This is a genomic window from Mesorhizobium sp. YC-39 (genome assembly GCF_025753795.1).
Taxonomy (GTDB): Bacteria; Pseudomonadota; Alphaproteobacteria; order Rhizobiales; family Rhizobiaceae; genus Mesorhizobium.
In genome coordinates this window covers 833,203-850,338 of record NZ_JAOWPS010000002.1, presented here as the reverse complement: position 1 = coordinate 850,338, position 17,136 = coordinate 833,203, and the positions used below count along the sequence as shown (strand labels likewise).

Here is a 17,136-nt window from a genome sequence, read left to right as displayed (position 1 = left end):
TAAGCGGTCGCAAAGGGACATGCTAGGCCGGTACCGCCCATCTCCGGCCGAAAAACGAGGACCGATCCCCGCCATGCTTCGTGCGTCACATGCTGTTTTCACCTTGCTTGCCGTTGCGCTGCCGACCGCGACATCCACTGCGGCGACGCAATCCTTCAAGGGCGAGTATACGGTGTCTTTCCTTGGCCTTTCGGTGGCCAAGGCGACATTCTCCAGCAGTTATGAAGGCGATACCTATTCGATCGACGGCAGCGTCTCCAGCGCCGGGCTGGCCACGCTGTTCGACGATACGCAGGGCACGATCTCGTCAAAGGGCAAGATTTCGGGCAGGCAATTGCAGCCACAGGCGTTCCGCGCCGACTACAAGTCAGGCAAGAAGGCGTCGATGATCGATATCCAGTTCGCTAATGGCGTCGTGACGTCGACCAAAGTCGTGCCGGAGCCGAAGAAGCGCAATCCCAAGAACTGGATAGCGCTGGGCGCCAGCGATCTGGCATCGGTGCTCGATCCGATGGCCGCCACCGTCGTCCATGCCGACAGCCTCGACAAGGTCTGCGGGCGCACGGTGAAACTCTATGACGGCGAGATGCGCGCCAATCTGGTACTGACCTACGCTTCGAAAGGCTCGACCTCGGTGCGGGGCTACAAGGGCGAAACCGTCACCTGCAGGATGGGCTTCGAGCCGGTGGCGGGTTACCGGAAGAACCGCAAAGCCCTGAAATACCTGAAGGATCGCGCCGTCATCATGGTGACGTTTGCGCCAGTCGGCCAAACCGGCGTATATGCGCCGATCCACGCCACGGTCACCACGCAGATCGGCACACTCACCGTCAGCGCCGGGCGTTTCGAAGCAACTGAGTAGGCGCGTTCGCGCGCCGCCAGAAATAGGCACAGGGCCGACGGGCATGGCGCGCGCAACACTGATCGGCTTCTCGGCGGTCGCCATGTGGGCGCTGCTGGCGCTGCTTACCGACGCTTCCGGCGCCGTGCCGCCCTTCCTGCTGTCGGCGATCACCTTTACGATCGGCACCGGCGTCGGGCTCGTCGCGCGGCTATTTATGCCGGCCGCCGACAGGAGCCGGAAGATACCACGCCAGGTGTGGGTGATCGGCATTGCCGGCCTGTTCGGTTATCACTTCTTCTACTTCACCGCATTGCGCAATGCGCCGGCGGTGGAAGCGAGCCTGATTGCCTATCTGTGGCCGCTGCTGATCGTGCTTGGATCGGCACTGATGCCGGGCGAGCGGCTGGCGTGGAATCATGTCGTCGGCGCGCTGCTCGGCCTTGCCGGCACGGTCCTGATCGTAACCAAGGGCGGCGGCCTGGCCTTCGACGCGCGCTATGCCTTCGGCTATGCGATGGCCGGCGTCTGCGCGCTGCTGTGGTCGTCCTATTCGCTGTTGTCGCGGCGCTTTCCCTCGGTGCCAACCAGCATCGTCACCTGGTTCTGCGCGGCGACGGCAGCACTTTCGCTCGTCTGCCATCTCGTGCTTGAAAGGACGGTGTGGCCTGATGGCGCCGGCCAGTGGCTGGCCGTGCTCGGCCTCGGACTAATGCCGGTGGGTGCTGCCTTCTATGCCTGGGATATCGGCGTCAAGCGCGGCAACATCCAGGTTCTGGGCGCGGCGAGCTATGCCGCGCCGCTGCTGTCTACCCTGGTGCTGATTGCCGCCGGCTTCGCCGAGCCGTCGCTGCGCATTCTCGCGGCCTGCGTGCTCATCACCGGTGGCGCAGCGCTGGCGGCGAAGTCGCTATTCTTCCGCAAGCGGGCAACCGGCGGGGCAGAGGCATGATGCCGTTTCCCGGCGGTATTGACGCCAACGCCAATGCGACGCTGGTGTTCTCCGTCGCAGCAGCGGTGATCTACGCTTTCACATCAGACATGCGGCCGACGCTGGCGCGATCGGCGGCAAAGACGCTGGCCGTGGCGATGCTTGCCGTGCTGGCATCGCTGCAGAGCGGTCCGTTAATGCTCGTCGCGGCGCTGGCGCTCAGTGCCATGGGTGACGCCTTCCTGTCGCGTGACGGCGAAAAGGCCTTTCTCGGCGGGCTCGCCAGTTTTCTCGCCGCTCATGTGCTCTATATCGTGCTGTTCCTGCGCTCCGGCGGTGGGGTCGGGTTGCTCTCGGCCGAACCGTGGCGCGGGGCGATTGCCGTGGCGATGGCCGTCTTTGCGCTCGCCATGCTTTTTGCGCTCTGGCGCCGTGTCGGCCCCGGCCTGCGCCTTCCGGTCAGCGTCTATATCGTGGCAATCCTCGCCATGGGCATTGCGGCGCTGACCCTGAACAGCCTCTGGGTCATCGGCGGCGCGCTTCTGTTCATGGCGTCCGACGGGCTGCTGGCCGCGGAAAAATTCCTAGCGCCCGCCATCTCGCCGCACCGCGTCTGGATGCGCTACGCGGTCTGGGCGCTGTACTACGCCGCCCAGTTGGCGATCACCCTGGGTTTTCTGCTTAGCTAGGGATCAGGCCCCAACTTAGGCTCCCAGCCCGGCGCGGCCAGCTCGAAGGCGGCGAAATCGAAGCCTGGCGCCACGGTGCAGCCGACCAGCGTCCATTCACCCAGGCTGCGCGCCGACTGCCACCAGCCGGCGGGCACGACGATCTGTGGCCGTTCGCCGGCGGCAAGAGCCGTGCCCAGCACCTGTTCGACCACCGGACCGCCTTCCTGATGCATCGACAGCGCCAGCGGGGCGCCGGCATAGAAATGCCAGACCTCGGCCGCGTCCTTGACCCGGTGCCAGGCCGATAGTTGTTCCTCTTCCAGCAGGAAGTAGATCGCGGTCGAATGGCCGCGCGTCCCTTCTTCGCCATCACGAAAGGTCTCGGCATACCAGCCGCCTTCCGGATGTGGCTTAAGGCCGAGCGTGGCGATGATTTCGGCGGCGCTGGTCATACGTTGCAGGCTAGCATGGCTTTTTGTTTGAGCATCGGATTTTCGGTCGGGGATCGTGCTCTAGAAATTGTCCTTGCGCTTGCGGATCTCGGCGAACACGTCGGCGTCGGTGGCCTTCTCCATGCCGAGATGCTTGCGGATTGCAGGGTCGTGCCAGCGCAGGAACGGATTGGTCGACAGTTCCTCGCCAATCGTGGTCGGCAGCGTCGGCTTGTCATCGGCGCGCAGCGCCTCGATCTTCGCCGTGCGTTCCTTCAGCGCCGAATTGGTCGGATCGACCGTCAGCGCGAAGCGGGCGTTGGCGAGCGTGTATTCATGGCCGCAATAGACGACCGTCTCGGCCGGCAGTGCTGCGAGCTTCTTCAACGAATCATACATCACCGGCGGCTTGCATTCGAGCAGCCGCCCGCAGCCCAGCGCAAACAGCGTGTCGGCGGCGAACGCCACTTTCGACGCCGGCAGATGATAGGTGACATGGCCTGCCGTGTGGCCGGGCGTGGCAATCACGTCGATCCTCTCGTCGCCGAGATGGATGACCGAGCCCTGGCCGACGGTCTCGTCGATGCCTGGGATCTTCGCCTTTTCCGCCTCCGGCCCGACGATGCGCAGCTTGAAGCGCTCTTTCAGCGCCAGATTGGCCTCGACATGATCGACATGATGGTGGGTGGTCAGGATCATCGTCGGCGTCCAGCCGGTGCGCTTTATTGCAGCCAGGATCGGCGCCTCCTCGGGCGCATCGATGAGCGCGGTCTGGCCGCTTTTGGGGTCATGCACGAGCACGCCGAAATTGTCGCTGCGGCACATGAATTGTTCGATCTCAACCGGCATCGCATCTCTCCATTAGAGCGCCGTGCGTCCAGTTGGACGCACAAAGGACGCTCTAACACTTTCTATCTGCTGCATCGTGCTTTCCGAAAATCGAATCCGATTTTCGGGCCGATGCAGTCGTCGCCGCAGACATAGGGCGCTTGCCCGCGGATGTCATCCGCCTTTGTTGAACTTGGACGGCATCGAAGCTACCGTCCGGCGCATGCATTCCGATATCGTTGATCTCCGTTCCTTCTATTCGACCACGCTCGGGCGGCTCGCCGAGCGCTCGATCACCATGGCGCTGTCCTCGATATGGGCCGTAGTGCCCAACGAGCGGCTGGTCGGCCTCGGCTATACCTTGCCATGGCTGGAGCGCTTCGGCGCCGATGCCGAGCGTGTCTTTGCCTTCATGCCGGCGACGCAAGGCGCGGTGGTCTGGCCGGCGACCGGGCCGACGGCGACGGCACTGGTCTTCGACGAGGAGTTGCCGCTGGTCGATTCCTGCATCGACCGCATGCTGCTCGTCCATTCGCTCGAACATGCCGAGAACCCGCGCGAGACGCTGAACGAGATCTGGAGGGTGCTGTCGCCCGCGGGGCGCGTCGTCATCGTCGTGCCCAACCGGCGCGGCGTCTGGGCCCGTTTCGAGCATACACCGTTCGGCAATGGCCGGCCCTTCTCGCGCGGCCAGCTCACCGAATTGCTGCGCGAAACGAATTTCACGCCCGCCGCATGGTCCGATGCCCTGTTCTTCCCGCCATCGCGGCGGCGCTTCATGATGCGGTTCCACAATGTGCTGGAACGCGCGGGCCGGCGGTTCTGGCCGATCTTTTCCGGCGTCATCGTGGTCGAGGCGCAGAAGCGGCTCTATCAGGGCGTACCGGTCGCCCAGCGCGCTTCGCGCCGCGTCTTCGTGCCGGTTTTTTCGCCGCATGGCGCCACCAGGCTCGGCCGGCTGCGCCAGACCGGCGAGGGAGCGTCTTCACCCACAAGGGTGACGCGTTCGTGATCAGGCTTGCGTTTTTTCCTAACTATCTGTCGAAAGCGGGTTTGCAGCCCGGTTGAAGGCGCGGGCCGCCAATGCCCGTGACCGGTTTCAGTGCCGCTTCCGAACGCAGGGATCTCACTCATGGCTGATCATCCGGATGACATGGCCCGCGCTTCGGTCGAGGCCAGCAGCCTAAGAGACCAGCTCGCGACGATCAGGCTGGCGCTGGCGGCCTCGCCGATCCGCAAGTATCTGCTCTGGCTCTCTATCGGCATCGTCGCCGTCATAGTGGCGACCTCAATCGGGCAGGTTCTGCTCAATCGCTGGAACCAGCCTTTCTACGACGCACTGGCGCGGCGCGACATGCAGGGATTCCTGCACCAGCTTCTCGTCTTTGCGGCAATAGCCGGCACGCTGTTGGTGCTCAATGTCGGTCAGACCTGGCTCAACCAGATGATCCGGCTGAAGCTGCGCGAGGCGCTGACGCTCGACCTGATCGGCGAATGGATGCTGCCGGCGCGCGCCTTCCGGTTGACCCATGCCGGCGCCATCGGCGTCAATCCCGATCAGCGCATACAGCAGGATGTCGGACATCTCTCCGATCTTTCGACCGATCTCGGCGTCGGGCTGCTGCAATCCTTCATTCTGCTCGCATCCTTCATCGGGGTGTTGTGGACGCTGTCTTCCGGCTTCGTCTTCCATATCGGCGGCCATTCGCTGGCGATCCCCGGCTACATGGTCTGGGCGGCGATCCTTTATGCCGGCATCGCCTCCTGGCTGAGCTGGCTGGTCGGACGGCCGCTCATCCGCTTCAACAGCGATCGCTATTCGCGCGAGGCGGAACTGCGGTCCTCGGTGGTTCGCGTCAACGAGAATGTCGATGCCATAGCGCTTGCCCATGGCGAAGCCGATGCGAAACGCCAGCTCGAGCTCGACCTCGGCACGGTGCTTGGTGCCATGCGGCGTATCTACAGCGCACAGATCAACCTGTCCTGGGTTACCGATACCTATGGCTGGATCACCGTCGTCGCGCCGATCCTGGTTGCTTCGCCGGTCTATTTCGCCGGCGATATCAGCTTCGGCGGGCTGATGATGGCGGTCGGAGCCTTCAACCAGGTCAATGCGTCGCTGCGCTGGTTCATCAACAATATCGGCGCCATCGCCGACTGGCGCGCCACGCTGATGCGCGTCGCCGACTTCCGTATCGCGCTTGGCGAAACGGATGTGCTTCACGACACGGAAAAACGCATCGTGTTCGGCGAGAACCCGGATGGCCGCCTGACTTTCGAGAAGCTCGAAATTGCCTCGCCCGACGGATGCACCAAGCTTGCCGAGCCGCATGTCGAGATCAGCGCCGGCGAACGCGTCATGTTCACCGGCGATCCGCGCGCCGGCAAGACGCTGTTCTTTCGCGCCATCGCCGGACTGTGGCCGTGGGGGAGCGGACGGATCGGCATGCCGGCCAAGGAAGTGCCCGTCTTCGTTCCGCACACCCCCTATTTCCCGCTCGGCACGTTGCGCGAGGTGCTCAATCACACGGGCGGCGCCGCCAAGGTCGACGATGCCGAGATTTCGGCCGTGCTCGCCGAGGTTGGTCTCGAGCGCCTGTCGTCCTCGCTCGACCGTTCCGCGCGCTGGGAGCATGAGCTCAGCAATGACGAGCAGCGCCTGCTGGCGTTTGCGAGGCTCGCCTTGCGGCGGCCGAAATGGGTGATCATCGACGAGGCGCTGGACACATTCGACGGCGCCACGCTGAGACGGGTGCTGTCGATGCTGGAAACGCGTCTCGCCGGTGCGGCCATCCTCAACATTGGCCGCGGTCAGCACAACAATCAGTTCTTTCCGCGCTCACTGACGATCGTGAAGGATACCGGCCGCCCAGCTCTCAAGCCGGCCCGCGTCAGAGCCGGAGCGATCGAGCCGCCGCCGGCCGTTGCAGTGCGCCGGGAGAAGAAGTAACCGGGTTCATCCAGCCAGCTTTATTTCGCCGCGATCGCAGGGAAAATTGTCGGCATCGTTGCAAAGCCTGCGAAGCTTGAGACCATGCTCGACGCGCTCAGCCTGCTTGCCTGCCTTGCCTGCGCCCAGGCAGCGCCTTTGGTCGCGCCGGCCAATAGCGTCGCCGTGGATGTCGAGCTGGTGCTGGCGGTCGACATTTCGCAGTCGATGGACGAAAACGAGTTCGCCCTGCAGCGCGCCGGCTATGTCGAGGCGCTGCGCCACCCCGACTTCATCAAGGCGGTGCGCTCGGGCACGACCGGCCGCATTGCGCTGGCCTATTTCGAATGGGCCGGCACCGTCCGCGGCGATGCGGTCATTGCCTGGCAGGTCATCGACGGTGCGGAGAGCGCCAATGCTTTCGCCGACAGGATCGAGGCCCGCCCGTTCAGGAGCTTTCGCGGCACCTCGATTTCCGGCGCGCTCACCTTCGGCACGGAGCTGTTGGATGGAACCGCTTTCAATGCCACACGCAGCGTCATCGACATTTCAGGCGATGGCCCGAACAATATCGGCTTGCCCGTCACCATGACACGCGACGCCGCAGTGGCGAAGGGCATCGTCATCAACGGTCTGCCGATCCTGATCAGCCCGTCACCCACCTTCAGCCATCTCGACCAATACTATGCCGAATGCGTGACCGGCGGACCTGGCTCCTTCGTGCTGCCGATCTACGCGGTTTCAGAATTCACGACCGCCATACGCCGCAAGCTGATCCTCGAGGTCAGCGGCAGCCCTTGGGCCGATCCCCGGCCGGTCCGGATCGATGCGGCAGCGCCGATCGACTGCTTGCAGGGCGAGCGCGACCGGCGGTTTTTCTCCGATCCGTTCTTTCCGGAACTCGACCGGTGAGACTTTGCAATTTCCGTTTTTCGGGGGCGTGCGCTACGCCGGCCGCGCGCCATATTTGCTGCGGAACTCGTCATAGAGATCGCGCCGCCAGCGCCGACCGCCGACATAGCCGCGCAGCAATTGCGGCATGGAGTAACCGAGCGCCTTCGACGACCGGTTGGCCAGATAGCCGGCAAATGCCTGCGAGATCCTGCCCTTCATCGTGTCGGCGATGATCTGGCGTGCGATCATGTAGGGCGGAATGTCGGGATAGCGGTCGATGATATAGGGGTGCTTGCAGATCAGGTTCGCATAGGCTTCGACATAGCCGTCGCGCTGACCGGAGATCGAATTCTCCGAATTGTACTTTTTCCAGTCAACGTCTTCGGACAGTTGCGCACCACTGCGGCGGGCCAGGCGCAACAGCAATTCGCGATCCTGCATCCGCGCTATGTCGCTGTCATAGCCGCCGATCGCCAGCAAGGCCTCGCGCCTGGCGGTAATCGCGGATCCGGCGATGAAGATCGTCTGCGCGACCAACGCCCTTTCCAGCGTGTTCCGGTTCAAGAACGCGTCGCGGTTGATGCAATTGGTGCTGCGGCCACCCTTCATGGACACGAACGAACTGATCAGGATTTCGAGTGTTGGGTTCTCCTCGAACCAGGCCATCGTCCGCTCCAGCCGATTCGGCAAGTAGACGTCGTCGGAATCAAGGAAGGTGACAATCGGCGCCCGCGCGCGCTCGATGCCGGCATTGCGGGCGGCATTGGCGCCTCGCCATTTCGCACCGACATAGATGAGGCGGGGGTCGCTGATGGCGGCAAGTGCGGCTTCGGTGCCGTCGGTCGAGCCGTCGTCGACGACAATGTGCTCGAAGCGTGTGAGGTTCTGCGCCAGCACGCTCTCGACGGCGCGCAAGACCTTGCTGCGCCGGTTGTGGGTCGGCGTTATCACTGTGATGAGCGGAGCGGGGTTCATCGTCTCTGGCATGTCGCCCCGGCGCGTTCCACGACAACCGATTGGATTTGAAATTCGCCTTCCATGCTCGCCCCAAGGTTGCGTTCGGCGGGACGGTACAAAAAAGAAGCACTGGTGTCACGCCAAAGTGAACGGTGGTCGGTCCGATGTGGCGAATTTACAACTCGGCGCTCAACGGCGCCACCCTTTGCCGATGTGCACTCCATGGTCTCGGAGGTACATTTCATGACCTTGGAGCTAGATTTCATTACCTTTGAGGTAATCGACCAGCGTGCAGCCCGTCGGCAAACTGCCCCGCATGAAGCCTGTTGTTTGGCTTCAATTGACAAGGGAGTTTCGCCATGACCGCTTACGCTGTTGCCCATATGCGCCAGGCCACAATGGGACCTGGGATCGTCGAATATCTGCATAGGATCGACGCCACGCTGGAGCCCTTCGGCGGCCGTTTTCTGGTCCATGGCGGCGATGTGGAGGTGATCGAGAACGATTGGCCGGGCCACATCATCATCATCGAATTCCCCAACAAGGATCATGCGCGCGGCTGGTACAATTCGCCGGCCTACCAGGCGATACTGGCCTTGCGCACGGACAATTCTCAAGCCGACGTGGTGTTCGTCGATGGCGTCGAACATCCGCACAATGCAACGGATGTCCTGGAATAGGGCGTATCGCCGGGGCGCTATTTTCACCGCTTCAGCAGGAACACCGCTTGCTGGCCGAAGAAATTCCAGAACCACCATGGCATGGAGAGGCCGATCTTCTGGCCGTTGCCGTCGAGCGCGGTCGCCTTTTCAACCGTGGCGCCGAGCTCGTCGCACAGATTGACGAAGTCGCGAATGGTGCAGAAATGGATGTTGGGCGTGTCGTACCAGGAGTAGGGCAGGTCGTCGTTAACCGGCATCCGTCCGTGGACGAACAGCGAGAGGCGCACTCGCCAGTGGCCGAAATTAGGGAAGGAGACGATGGCGCGGTTGCCGATCCTGAGCAGTTCGTCGAGCACCAGCTTGGGGTTGCGGGTCGCCTGCAGCGTTTGCGACAGGACGACGAAATCAAACCCCTTGTCGGGATAGAATTCGAGATCCTTGTCGGCATCGCCCTGGATGACGGAGAGGCCGCGCGCCACGCACTCGTTGACGCCACGCTGCGACAGTTCCAGCCCGCGTCCGTCGACCAGCTTGGTCTCCTGCAGCAATTCGAGCAGCAGGCCGTCACCGGAGCCGACGTCCAGCACCCGCGACTGCGGCGGGATGAGATCCGCAACGACCTCGAGGTCGACGCGCTGGGCGCGATTGACGCTCATGGACGGGCCTTCTGCTTGGCACATGATCCCGGACGGACAAGTCTGCAACTTTCCGGGGTCATGCGCTGATGCCTGGCGCATGATCCCGATCCGAAAAGTCTGCAACTTTTCGGGGTCATGCGCTGAGCCCTCTTGCGCGCGCGGCCGAGGCAATGAAGCCGTTGATGGCGGCGAACAGCTCTGGCTCGTCGAGCAGGAAGGCGTCGTGGCCGCGGTCGGTCTCGATTTCGACGAAGGAGACCGAGGCACCGGCCGCATTCAGCGCATGGACGACCGAGCGGCTCTCCTCGGTCGGGAACAGCCAGTCGCTGGTGAAGGACACCAGGCAGAAGCGGGTCTTGGTGCCGGCGAAGGCATCGGCCAGCCGTCCGCCATGGTCAGCGGCAAGGTCGAAATAGTCCATAGAGCGGGTCATGTAGAGATAGGAATTGGCGTCGAAACGGTCGACGAAGGTCATGCCCTGATGGCGCAGGTAGCTTTCGATCTGGAAGTCGGCGTCGAAACCGAAGGTCAGCGCGTCGCGGTCCTGCAGATTGCGGCCGAATTTCCGGTGCAGGGCCGCCTCGGACAGATAGGTGATGTGAGCGGCCATGCGCGCCACCGCCAGCCCCTTTTCAGGCCGCTTGCCGTGCTCGAAATATTTGCCGCCATGCCAGTCCGGGTCGGCCATCACAGCTTGCCTGCCCACCTCGTGGAAGGCGATGTTCTGTGAGGAATGGCGGGCGCCGGTGGCGATCGGCAGCGCCGAGAAAACACGTTCCGGATAGCTCGATGCCCATTGCAGCACCTGCATGCCGCCCATCGAGCCGCCGAGCACCGAGAACAGTTTTTCGATGCCGAAATGGTCGATCAGCATGAGTTGTGCCCGCACCATGTCGCGGATGGTGATGACCGGCAGATCGAGCCCGTAGGGCTTGCCGGTGGCGGGATTGATCGAGGCGGGGCCGGTGGAGCCGAGGCAGCCGCCGATGACGTTGGAGCAGATGACGAAGAAGCGATTGGTGTCGATGATCCTGCCGGGGCCGATCAGCACCTCCCACCAGCCGGGTTTGCCGGTCACCGGATTGGTGTTGGCGACGTGCTGATCGCCAGTCAGGGCATGGCAGACGAGGATGGCGTTGGAGCGAGCGTCGTTGAGGGTGCCGTAGGTCTGGTAGGCGATCTGGAACGGCGACAGCAGCGTGCCGGCGTCGAGCTTGAGCGGCTTGTCGGCGCCGAAACGCAACACCGGGCTCGACGGCTGGTCGGCCTCGTTGTTGGTTTTTTGAGCGCGCAGAATGGCCATCACATCCTCTTACACTCATATCAGCTTTGCGAAGATCGCTTGCGATCGTCGCGCCGATACGGTCGTCCGGCCGGCTGCGGACAACAAAAAACCGGCAACGCCATCGCAAAGCCGGTTACAGGATGCAAACGGCCCTTTAGCGAGTTGTTTAACGTGGCTGCAAGCCGACCGGCCAAATCACCACGGAACTGTGCTGTCCTTCTAGAACTCGCGCGTCGCGCCGTCAACGGCCAGTTGCCCGCACCACTGCCACCTCTCGACATTCCGGGCCACGGCTTGTATTTCCGCTGCGGCTTCCGGGCGGGAAGCGCTCTCGACGGATTTTTGCGACATGAACCAGAGACCGGATAAGGCACGTCCAACGCCCCGCGCGGGGATCATGGACATCGAGGCCTATGTGCCGGGCAAAAGCACGGCCCCAGCCGGCGTGGCGAAAGTTCACAAACTGTCGTCGAACGAGAACCCGCTCGGCCCCTCGCCGAAGGCGATCGAGGCCGCGCGCGAAGTGGCAGCGAAGCTCGACGTCTATCCCGACGGCACCGCCAGGCGCCTGCGCGAGGCGATCGCCGAGGTGCACGGCCTGAATGCGGCAAACATCATCTGTTCCAATGGTTCCGACGAGATCCTGGGCCTGCTGGCGCAGACCTATCTGGCGCCGGGCGACGAAGCCATTTTCACCGAACACGCCTTCATGATCTACAAGATCTACATCCAGTCGGCGGGAGCCAAACCGATCGCGGTCAAGGAAACCGACGAGCGCGCCGACGTCGATGCGATATTGGCGGCCGTCACACCGCGTACCAGGATCGTTTTCCTCGCCAATCCCAACAACCCGACCGGCACCTACATGCCGTTCCAGGAGGTGCGCCGACTGCATGCCGGGCTGCCAAAAAACGTGCTTCTGGTGCTGGATGCGGCTTACGCCGAATATGTGCGCCGCAACGACTATGAAGCCGGCATCGAACTGGTCGGCGGGACCGAGAACGTGGTCATGACCCGCACCTTCTCCAAGCTCGGACTTGGCGGCGCGCGGATCGGCTGGATGTATGGCCCCATGCACATTGTTGACGCGATCAACCGCATTCGCGGTCCCTTCAATGTCAACGCGACGGCGATCGAAGCCGGCATTGCCGCGATCCGCGACCGCGCCCATGTCGAGCGCAGCGTGGCGCACAACGAAACCTGGTTGGCCTGGTTGAGCGAGGAACTGACAAGGCTTGGGCTGCGGGTGACGCCGAGCGTCGGCAATTTCATCCTCATCCACTTTCCCAAGGACGAGAAGCATTCGGCGGCCGCCGCCGACGACTATCTGACCCAGCGCGGCTACATATTGCGTCGCGTTTCCGGCTACGGCTTCCCGAATGCGCTGCGCATGTCCATCGGCACCGAAGAGGCCAATCGCGGCGTTGTCGCCGCACTCAAGACATTCCTGAAAAGCTGAAACAATGACATCACCGATGTTTGAAAAGATCGCGCTGGTCGGCATCGGCCTGATCGGCTCGTCGCTGGCCCGCGTTATCCGCCGCGAGGGCCTCGCCCACCATGTCGCCATCGCGACGCGCAGCGAAACGACGCTGGCGCGTGCCAGGGAACTGGACCTAGGCTCCTCCTACACCATGGATGCCAGGGAAGCGGTGCGCGATGCCGATCTGGTCATCGTGTCGGTGCCGGTTGGCTCCTCGGGTGAAGTCGCCGAGGAGATCGCACCGGCGCTGAAAAAGGGCGCCATCCTCACCGATGTCGGTTCGACCAAGGCGTCGGTGATCGCGCAGATCGAGCCTCATGTGCCAGCCGGCGTCCATTTCATCCCCGGCCATCCGCTGGCGGGCACCGAAAAATCGGGACCGGACGCTGGCTTCGCCGAGCTGTTCGAGAACCGCTGGTGCATTTTCACGCCGCTGCCCGGCACCGATCCGGCGGCATTGGAAAAGCTCTCGGAATTCTGGCGCCGCTGCGGTTCCAACATCGATACGATGGATCCGCAACATCACGACATGACGCTGGCCATCGTTTCGCATCTGCCGCACATCATCGCCTACAACATCGTCGGCACCGCCGACGATTTGCAGTCGGTGACCAAGTCCGAAGTCATCAAATATTCGGCCTCCGGCTTTCGCGATTTCACCCGTCTCGCCGCTTCCGACCCGACCATGTGGCGGGACGTCTGCCTGCACAACAAGGACGCGATCCTCGAAATGCTGGCGCGGTTTTCGGAAGACCTTGCCTCGCTGCAGCGGGCGATCCGCTGGGGTGACGGCGAAAAGCTGTTCGACCTGTTCACCCGCACCCGGGCCGTGCGCCGCTCGATCATCGAGGCCGGCCAGGATATCGACGCGCCGGATTTCGGACGCCAGGCGGTCGAGCACCCGCCGAAGGGGTAGATCGCCCCGATGCCCTCGGTCAGTCCGCGGGCCAATGGGTTTCGACCATAGCCAGCGTTTCGGCCCGGTCCGGCGCGCCCAGCCTGCCGCCGAAATGCAGGCATTTGAGCGCGGCGGCGGCGCTGGCAAAGCGCAGGGCCTGCTCGACCGGCTTGGCTTCAGCCAAGGCAACGGCAAAGGCGCCGTGAAACACGTCGCCGGCGGCCAGAGTGTCCACCGCCTTGATCCTCGGCGCCGCGACATGGCGCACGGATAGCGCCGGGCGGTCGAACCACCAGCTTCCCGCCGCGCCGCCCGTCACCGCGACGAAGGCATCGGTGCGCCAGGCGAGCTCGGCGCAGGCGGTCTCCGGGTCCAAGGCCTGGCCGCAGACGATGCGCGCCGCCGATTCCGAAGCAACAATGTGCGAGGCCAGCGGCAGCAGACGCTCCAGCACCTCGAGCGGTGCGGTGTCCGCGTCGAGTATCGCCGGACGGCCGGTGGCGTGCGCCGCCGCCAGCGCCAGGGCGGCAGCGCCTGGCCAGCGCACATCGACCAGCACGGCGTCGAATGCCGAAAGGTCGGCGACAGGCAGCATCTCGGGATCGGCCTGCGCCCGTTTGTCGTAGAAAGGGACAATGATACGCTCGCCATGGGCATCGACCAGGATGGCCGCCAGCGCCGATCGCGCGCCAGGAACGCGCCGGACAAGGCTGCAATCGACGCCTTCTGCCTCGATCTCGGCGACGAGCTGATCGCCGACGGCGTCGTCTCCCGCGCTCGCCCAGAGCGATACCTCCGCGCCGAGGCGTCGCGCTGCACAGGCGGCACTTGTTGCCATGCCCGAGGCGATCTGGACACCGTCGGTGGCCATGAACTTGCCCTGATGCACGGGAAGCGTCTCGACACGAAGGATGGTGTCGAGGGTGAACGCGCCAACGCTGAGGAGCCTGACCGGTTTCTTCATGGGATCAATCGACCGGCTTGATCTTGCCCAGCGGGATAAAACCCAGCGAGGCCTTGCCCTTGACGATCTTCAGCGGCATTGACGGTTCGTTGCCGAGCAGGGCCAGTCCGGCGAAGCCGGTTTCAATCTGGCTCTTCTGCTCTGGGATGGCCGCGCCGAGGATTGCCGCCACGGCTTTCGGGTCGTTCAGCTTGATCATCAGGTTGGCATCGATCAATCCATCGGCACTGACCGACACCGGTCCGGAAACGGTGACGCGCGCGGTTCCCGACGACAGATCGAGCTTGGCGATATCGATCGCCTGGCCACGCAGGCTCCTGGCTTGCGTTTTGATCAGCGCCACGCCGTTCTTCAAGGTCATGTCGCCGCTGCCGTCGAGTGGCGGCAGCACGCGCCCGTCGATGGTATCCGGGTCGATTTCGAGATCGGTAAAACTCCCGACATAGCCGATGTCCTGGCCATTCGGACTGAGTTGCCCGGCCGCGGTGCCTGCGCTGAACAATTCGGCTGGGTCGGTGCCGTCGGCCGGGTCGGTCTGGCCGGACAGGCCCTCGGCCTCCACCGAAACGCGCCGCGGCAAGGGCCAGGACAGTTTCGCGCTCGCCTGCAGATTGTCCCAGTCGATCCATAGCGGCGCCATACCCGGAAACGAGGTCCTGAGCGGCCCGCGCAATTGGGCAAACGGCGACAGAATCCGTGTGATCTGCGTGACGGCGTTGAGGCTGCCGCTCGAAACGGCGACGTTCCTGGTGTCGTCCTGATAGGCCAGATTGTCACAGGAAATGGCAAAGCTCAGCGGATAGCCGCTGACCGTGAGATTGGCGCAGTCAGCCTCGATGCCATTGCCGTTGAGCTCGGTGATGGCTTTGTCGGTTTCGCTCCTGACCTTGTCGGCCAGGTAGAACCAGCCGGCGCTATAGATGCCGAACAGCACGGCGAGGAAGGCGGCAAGCCAGAAGAGGCGGCGGCGAAAATCCGGCGGGCGCTCTTCACTTGACGTCATGCTGCGGCTCTCGTTAACGCGTGTTGCAGGCTATCGTTTCCGGCAACAGAGATAGACGGAAACGATTGAAAAGACACCGATTCCGGTGCGGTGCTGCAGTCAGGCTTGGCGATATGGGCGATTTTTGGGTTTTTGGCTATGGTTCGCTGATCTGGCGACCGGGATTTGCGCATGTCGAGACGCGGCGTGCGCGCCTGCACGGCTACCGCCGGTCGCTCTGCGTCTACTCCTTCGTGCATCGCGGCACGCGCGAGCGGCCCGGCCTGGTGCTCGGCCTCGATCGCGGCGGCTCTTGCATCGGCCTGGCTTTCCGCGTCCCCGGTGATCTGCGCGACGAGGTCATCACCTATCTGCGTGAACGCGAGCTGGTCACCAACGTCTATCTCGAGCGCCTGCTGCGAGTCCGTCTCGACGACAGCGATACAGGCGCGGGCAAGACGGTCGAGGCGGTCGCCTATATTGTCGACCGCGACCATGAGCAGTATGCCGGCGCGCTCGACGCCGCGGACGCGGCGAGCGTCGTTCGCGGCGCTGTCGGCCAGTCTGGAAGGAACGAGGACTATGTCTCGAACACGCTGGAGCATCTCGAGGCGCTGGGAATCCGTGACCACTGGCTGGAAGAGGTGGCGCGGCGGGTCGCGCCTTTGTGAAGTGCTGGTGGAGTGTAAAGGACGACCTGGCCTTTGACCTCCGTGCGGCACGACATAGGTTAAGCCCAGTCGGGCGCTTCCCGTCCGAGCTTTCCCATCCTCGTGGAGATCAGCCTTGCAGAAACGTCGTCTCGGTCAAACCGACCTGTCCATCGCGCCGCTGGTTCTGGGCGGCAACGTCTTCGGCTGGACCGCCGACGAGAAAACCTCCTTCGACCTGCTCGACCGGTTTGTCGGCGCCGGCCTCAACGCCATCGACACCGCCGATTCCTATTCGCGCTGGATTGCCGGCAATAAGGGCGGCGAATCGGAAACCATCATCGGCAAATGGATGAAGAGCCGCGGCAATCGCGACAAGGTCGTGGTGATCACCAAGGTCGGATCGGATATGGGGCAGGGCAGGAAGGATCTTTCCGCCGCTTATATCGAGAAAGCCATAGACGCGTCGCTAAAGCGGCTGCAGACGGACGTCGTCGACCTCTATCTGTCGCATTGGCCAGACCCGGCCACGCCTTACGAGGAAACGCTCGGCGCCTACCAGAAGCTGTTGGCCAAGGGCAAGATCCGCTACGCCGGCGCCTCCAACCTCGATGCCGGCCAGCTGCGCGCAGCGCTCGATGTGGCAAGCCTGCGCGGCCTGCCGCGCTATGCGGTGCTGCAGCCGGAATACAACCTCTATGACCGCTCGTCCTTCGACGGCGCGCTGCACGATTTGTGTGCGGCTGAAGATATTGGCGTCATCACCTATTTCAGCCTCGCCAAGGGTTTTTTGAGCGGCAAATATCGCAGCGAAGCCGATCTCGGCAAAAGCCCGCGCGGCGGCGGCGTCAAGGATTATCTCAATGCGCGCGGCATGCGTATTCTGGCTGCCCTCGACGCGGTATCGGCCCGGCATTCGGCCAAACAGGCGGAAGTGGCGCTCGCCTGGGCGATCGCGCGGCCCGGCGTGACCGCCCCGATCGCCAGCGCCACGACGCTGGATCAGGTGGACAGCCTGGCGCGTGCGGCATCATTGAAGCTCGGACCGGACGATATGGCCGAGCTCGACAAAGCGAGTGCGTAGCCGCAATT

General features: G+C 63.5%; 18 protein-coding genes and 1 riboswitch. Of the genes, 11 read left to right on the top strand and 7 right to left on the bottom strand.

Features of this window, described 5'->3' with window-relative positions; genetic code table 11:
- Window positions 1-73 precede the first annotated feature (73 nt).
- Genes OHD62_RS13555 through OHD62_RS13545 form a run of 3 tightly spaced genes read left to right on the top strand, consistent with a single transcriptional unit; the run spans window position 74 to window position 2,461 of the window.
- Window positions 74-862 carry a DUF3108 domain-containing protein gene (locus tag OHD62_RS13555; protein ID WP_263783280.1) on the top strand — a complete coding sequence of 263 codons (789 nt, stop codon included), beginning with the start codon at window positions 74-76 and terminating at the stop codon, window positions 860-862.
- 43 nt (window positions 863-905) lie between these two features.
- Window positions 906-1,793, top strand: coding sequence for a DMT family transporter (locus OHD62_RS13550; RefSeq protein WP_263783279.1), 888 nt, complete (start codon window positions 906-908; stop codon window positions 1,791-1,793).
- Entirely contained in the window at window positions 1,790-2,461 is a 672-nt protein-coding gene (locus tag OHD62_RS13545; RefSeq protein ID WP_263783278.1) for a lysoplasmalogenase, read from the top strand. The genes OHD62_RS13550 and OHD62_RS13545 overlap by 4 nt, the downstream gene beginning before the upstream one ends.
- Here the strand turns inward: OHD62_RS13545 and OHD62_RS13540 are convergent.
- Together OHD62_RS13540 and gloB are read right to left on the bottom strand one after the other, a co-directional pair.
- Complete coding sequence (locus OHD62_RS13540) at window positions 2,458-2,895, bottom strand: cupin domain-containing protein (RefSeq protein ID WP_263783277.1); 438 nt, start codon at window positions 2,893-2,895, stop codon at window positions 2,458-2,460. The two genes, OHD62_RS13545 and OHD62_RS13540, sit on opposite strands and share 4 nt — an antisense overlap.
- Before the next feature lie 60 nt (window positions 2,896-2,955).
- On the bottom strand, window positions 2,956-3,723 hold the full coding sequence (gene gloB, locus OHD62_RS13535) for a hydroxyacylglutathione hydrolase (protein ID WP_263783276.1): 768 nt from the start codon (window positions 3,721-3,723) through the stop codon (window positions 2,956-2,958).
- Between the two features lie 202 nt (window positions 3,724-3,925).
- Here gloB and OHD62_RS13530 point away from each other — a divergent pair, with 202 nt between their 5' ends.
- From OHD62_RS13530 to OHD62_RS13520, 3 genes are all read left to right on the top strand, one after another.
- A complete protein-coding gene (locus OHD62_RS13530) occupies window positions 3,926-4,714 on the top strand; it encodes a class I SAM-dependent methyltransferase (protein ID WP_263783275.1) in 789 nt (262 codons plus the stop codon).
- Between the two features lie 120 nt (window positions 4,715-4,834).
- On the top strand, window positions 4,835-6,652 hold the full coding sequence (locus OHD62_RS13525) for an ABC transporter ATP-binding protein/permease (RefSeq protein WP_263783273.1): 1,818 nt from the start codon (window positions 4,835-4,837) through the stop codon (window positions 6,650-6,652).
- A gap of 84 nt (window positions 6,653-6,736) precedes the next feature.
- On the top strand, window positions 6,737-7,543 hold the full coding sequence (locus OHD62_RS13520) for a DUF1194 domain-containing protein (protein WP_263783272.1): 807 nt from the start codon (window positions 6,737-6,739) through the stop codon (window positions 7,541-7,543).
- Between the two features lie 33 nt (window positions 7,544-7,576).
- Here OHD62_RS13520 and OHD62_RS13515 read toward each other — a convergent pair whose 3' ends face one another.
- Entirely contained in the window at window positions 7,577-8,512 is a 936-nt protein-coding gene (locus OHD62_RS13515) for a glycosyltransferase family 2 protein (RefSeq protein WP_263783271.1), read from the bottom strand.
- A gap of 329 nt (window positions 8,513-8,841) precedes the next feature.
- Here OHD62_RS13515 and OHD62_RS13510 point away from each other — a divergent pair, with 329 nt between their 5' ends.
- Window positions 8,842-9,162: a DUF1330 domain-containing protein gene (locus tag OHD62_RS13510; RefSeq protein ID WP_263783269.1), complete on the top strand. Its 321-nt coding sequence runs from the start codon at window positions 8,842-8,844 to the stop codon at window positions 9,160-9,162.
- 23 nt (window positions 9,163-9,185) lie between these two features.
- On the opposite strand, the gene metW is transcribed toward OHD62_RS13510, so the two are convergent.
- Window positions 9,186-9,800, bottom strand: coding sequence for a methionine biosynthesis protein MetW (metW, locus tag OHD62_RS13505; protein ID WP_263783268.1), 615 nt, complete (start codon window positions 9,798-9,800; stop codon window positions 9,186-9,188).
- A gap of 115 nt (window positions 9,801-9,915) precedes the next feature.
- Window positions 9,916-11,085 (bottom strand): homoserine O-acetyltransferase MetX, encoded by a 1,170-nt coding sequence (metX, locus tag OHD62_RS13500; RefSeq protein ID WP_263783267.1) that lies wholly within the window; start codon window positions 11,083-11,085, stop codon window positions 9,916-9,918.
- Between the two features lie 116 nt (window positions 11,086-11,201).
- A riboswitch (SAM riboswitch) is annotated at window positions 11,202-11,279 on the bottom strand.
- A gap of 137 nt (window positions 11,280-11,416) precedes the next feature.
- Between metX and hisC the strand changes: the two genes are divergently transcribed.
- Both hisC and OHD62_RS13490 read left to right on the top strand, forming a co-directional pair.
- Entirely contained in the window at window positions 11,417-12,526 is a 1,110-nt protein-coding gene (hisC, locus tag OHD62_RS13495; RefSeq protein WP_263783266.1) for a histidinol-phosphate transaminase, read from the top strand.
- Window positions 12,527-12,530: 4 nt separating this feature from the next.
- Complete coding sequence (locus tag OHD62_RS13490) at window positions 12,531-13,466, top strand: prephenate/arogenate dehydrogenase family protein (RefSeq protein ID WP_263783265.1); 936 nt, start codon at window positions 12,531-12,533, stop codon at window positions 13,464-13,466.
- A 19-nt stretch (window positions 13,467-13,485) separates the two neighbouring features.
- Here the strand turns inward: OHD62_RS13490 and OHD62_RS13485 are convergent, their stop codons facing one another.
- Both OHD62_RS13485 and OHD62_RS13480 read right to left on the bottom strand, forming a co-directional pair.
- Entirely contained in the window at window positions 13,486-14,412 is a 927-nt protein-coding gene (locus tag OHD62_RS13485) for a sugar kinase (RefSeq protein ID WP_263783264.1), read from the bottom strand.
- 4 nt (window positions 14,413-14,416) lie between these two features.
- Window positions 14,417-15,415, bottom strand: coding sequence for a DUF2125 domain-containing protein (locus OHD62_RS13480; RefSeq protein ID WP_263783263.1), 999 nt, complete (start codon window positions 15,413-15,415; stop codon window positions 14,417-14,419).
- A 113-nt stretch (window positions 15,416-15,528) separates the two neighbouring features.
- Here OHD62_RS13480 and OHD62_RS13475 point away from each other — a divergent pair, with 113 nt between their 5' ends.
- Together OHD62_RS13475 and OHD62_RS13470 are read left to right on the top strand one after the other, a co-directional pair.
- Window positions 15,529-16,065 (top strand): gamma-glutamylcyclotransferase, encoded by a 537-nt coding sequence (locus OHD62_RS13475; protein ID WP_263783261.1) that lies wholly within the window; start codon window positions 15,529-15,531, stop codon window positions 16,063-16,065.
- Window positions 16,066-16,180: 115 nt separating this feature from the next.
- Window positions 16,181-17,128, top strand: coding sequence for an aldo/keto reductase (locus tag OHD62_RS13470; RefSeq protein WP_263783259.1), 948 nt, complete (start codon window positions 16,181-16,183; stop codon window positions 17,126-17,128).
- Window positions 17,129-17,136 lie beyond the last annotated feature (8 nt).

Excerpts from the sequence above, each read along its gene's own strand:
- OHD62_RS13555 (WP_263783280.1), top strand. The coding sequence starts at position 74 with ATGCTTCGTGCGTCACATGCTGTTTTCACCTTGCTTGCCGTTGCGCTG.
- OHD62_RS13550 (WP_263783279.1), top strand. The coding sequence starts at position 906 with ATGGCGCGCGCAACACTGATCGGCTTCTCGGCGGTCGCCATGTGGGCG.
- OHD62_RS13545 (WP_263783278.1), top strand. The coding sequence starts at position 1,790 with ATGATGCCGTTTCCCGGCGGTATTGACGCCAACGCCAATGCGACGCTG.
- OHD62_RS13540 (WP_263783277.1), bottom strand. The coding sequence starts at position 2,895 with ATGACCAGCGCCGCCGAAATCATCGCCACGCTCGGCCTTAAGCCACAT.
- gloB (WP_263783276.1), bottom strand. The coding sequence starts at position 3,723 with ATGCCGGTTGAGATCGAACAATTCATGTGCCGCAGCGACAATTTCGGC.
- OHD62_RS13530 (WP_263783275.1), top strand. The coding sequence starts at position 3,926 with ATGCATTCCGATATCGTTGATCTCCGTTCCTTCTATTCGACCACGCTC.
- OHD62_RS13525 (WP_263783273.1), top strand. The coding sequence starts at position 4,835 with ATGGCTGATCATCCGGATGACATGGCCCGCGCTTCGGTCGAGGCCAGC.
- OHD62_RS13520 (WP_263783272.1), top strand. The coding sequence starts at position 6,737 with ATGCTCGACGCGCTCAGCCTGCTTGCCTGCCTTGCCTGCGCCCAGGCA.
- OHD62_RS13515 (WP_263783271.1), bottom strand. The coding sequence starts at position 8,512 with ATGCCAGAGACGATGAACCCCGCTCCGCTCATCACAGTGATAACGCCG.
- OHD62_RS13510 (WP_263783269.1), top strand. The coding sequence starts at position 8,842 with ATGACCGCTTACGCTGTTGCCCATATGCGCCAGGCCACAATGGGACCT.
- metW (WP_263783268.1), bottom strand. The coding sequence starts at position 9,800 with ATGAGCGTCAATCGCGCCCAGCGCGTCGACCTCGAGGTCGTTGCGGAT.
- metX (WP_263783267.1), bottom strand. The coding sequence starts at position 11,085 with ATGGCCATTCTGCGCGCTCAAAAAACCAACAACGAGGCCGACCAGCCG.
- hisC (WP_263783266.1), top strand. The coding sequence starts at position 11,417 with ATGAACCAGAGACCGGATAAGGCACGTCCAACGCCCCGCGCGGGGATC.
- OHD62_RS13490 (WP_263783265.1), top strand. The coding sequence starts at position 12,531 with ATGACATCACCGATGTTTGAAAAGATCGCGCTGGTCGGCATCGGCCTG.
- OHD62_RS13485 (WP_263783264.1), bottom strand. The coding sequence starts at position 14,412 with ATGAAGAAACCGGTCAGGCTCCTCAGCGTTGGCGCGTTCACCCTCGAC.
- OHD62_RS13480 (WP_263783263.1), bottom strand. The coding sequence starts at position 15,415 with ATGACGTCAAGTGAAGAGCGCCCGCCGGATTTTCGCCGCCGCCTCTTC.
- OHD62_RS13475 (WP_263783261.1), top strand. The coding sequence starts at position 15,529 with ATGGGCGATTTTTGGGTTTTTGGCTATGGTTCGCTGATCTGGCGACCG.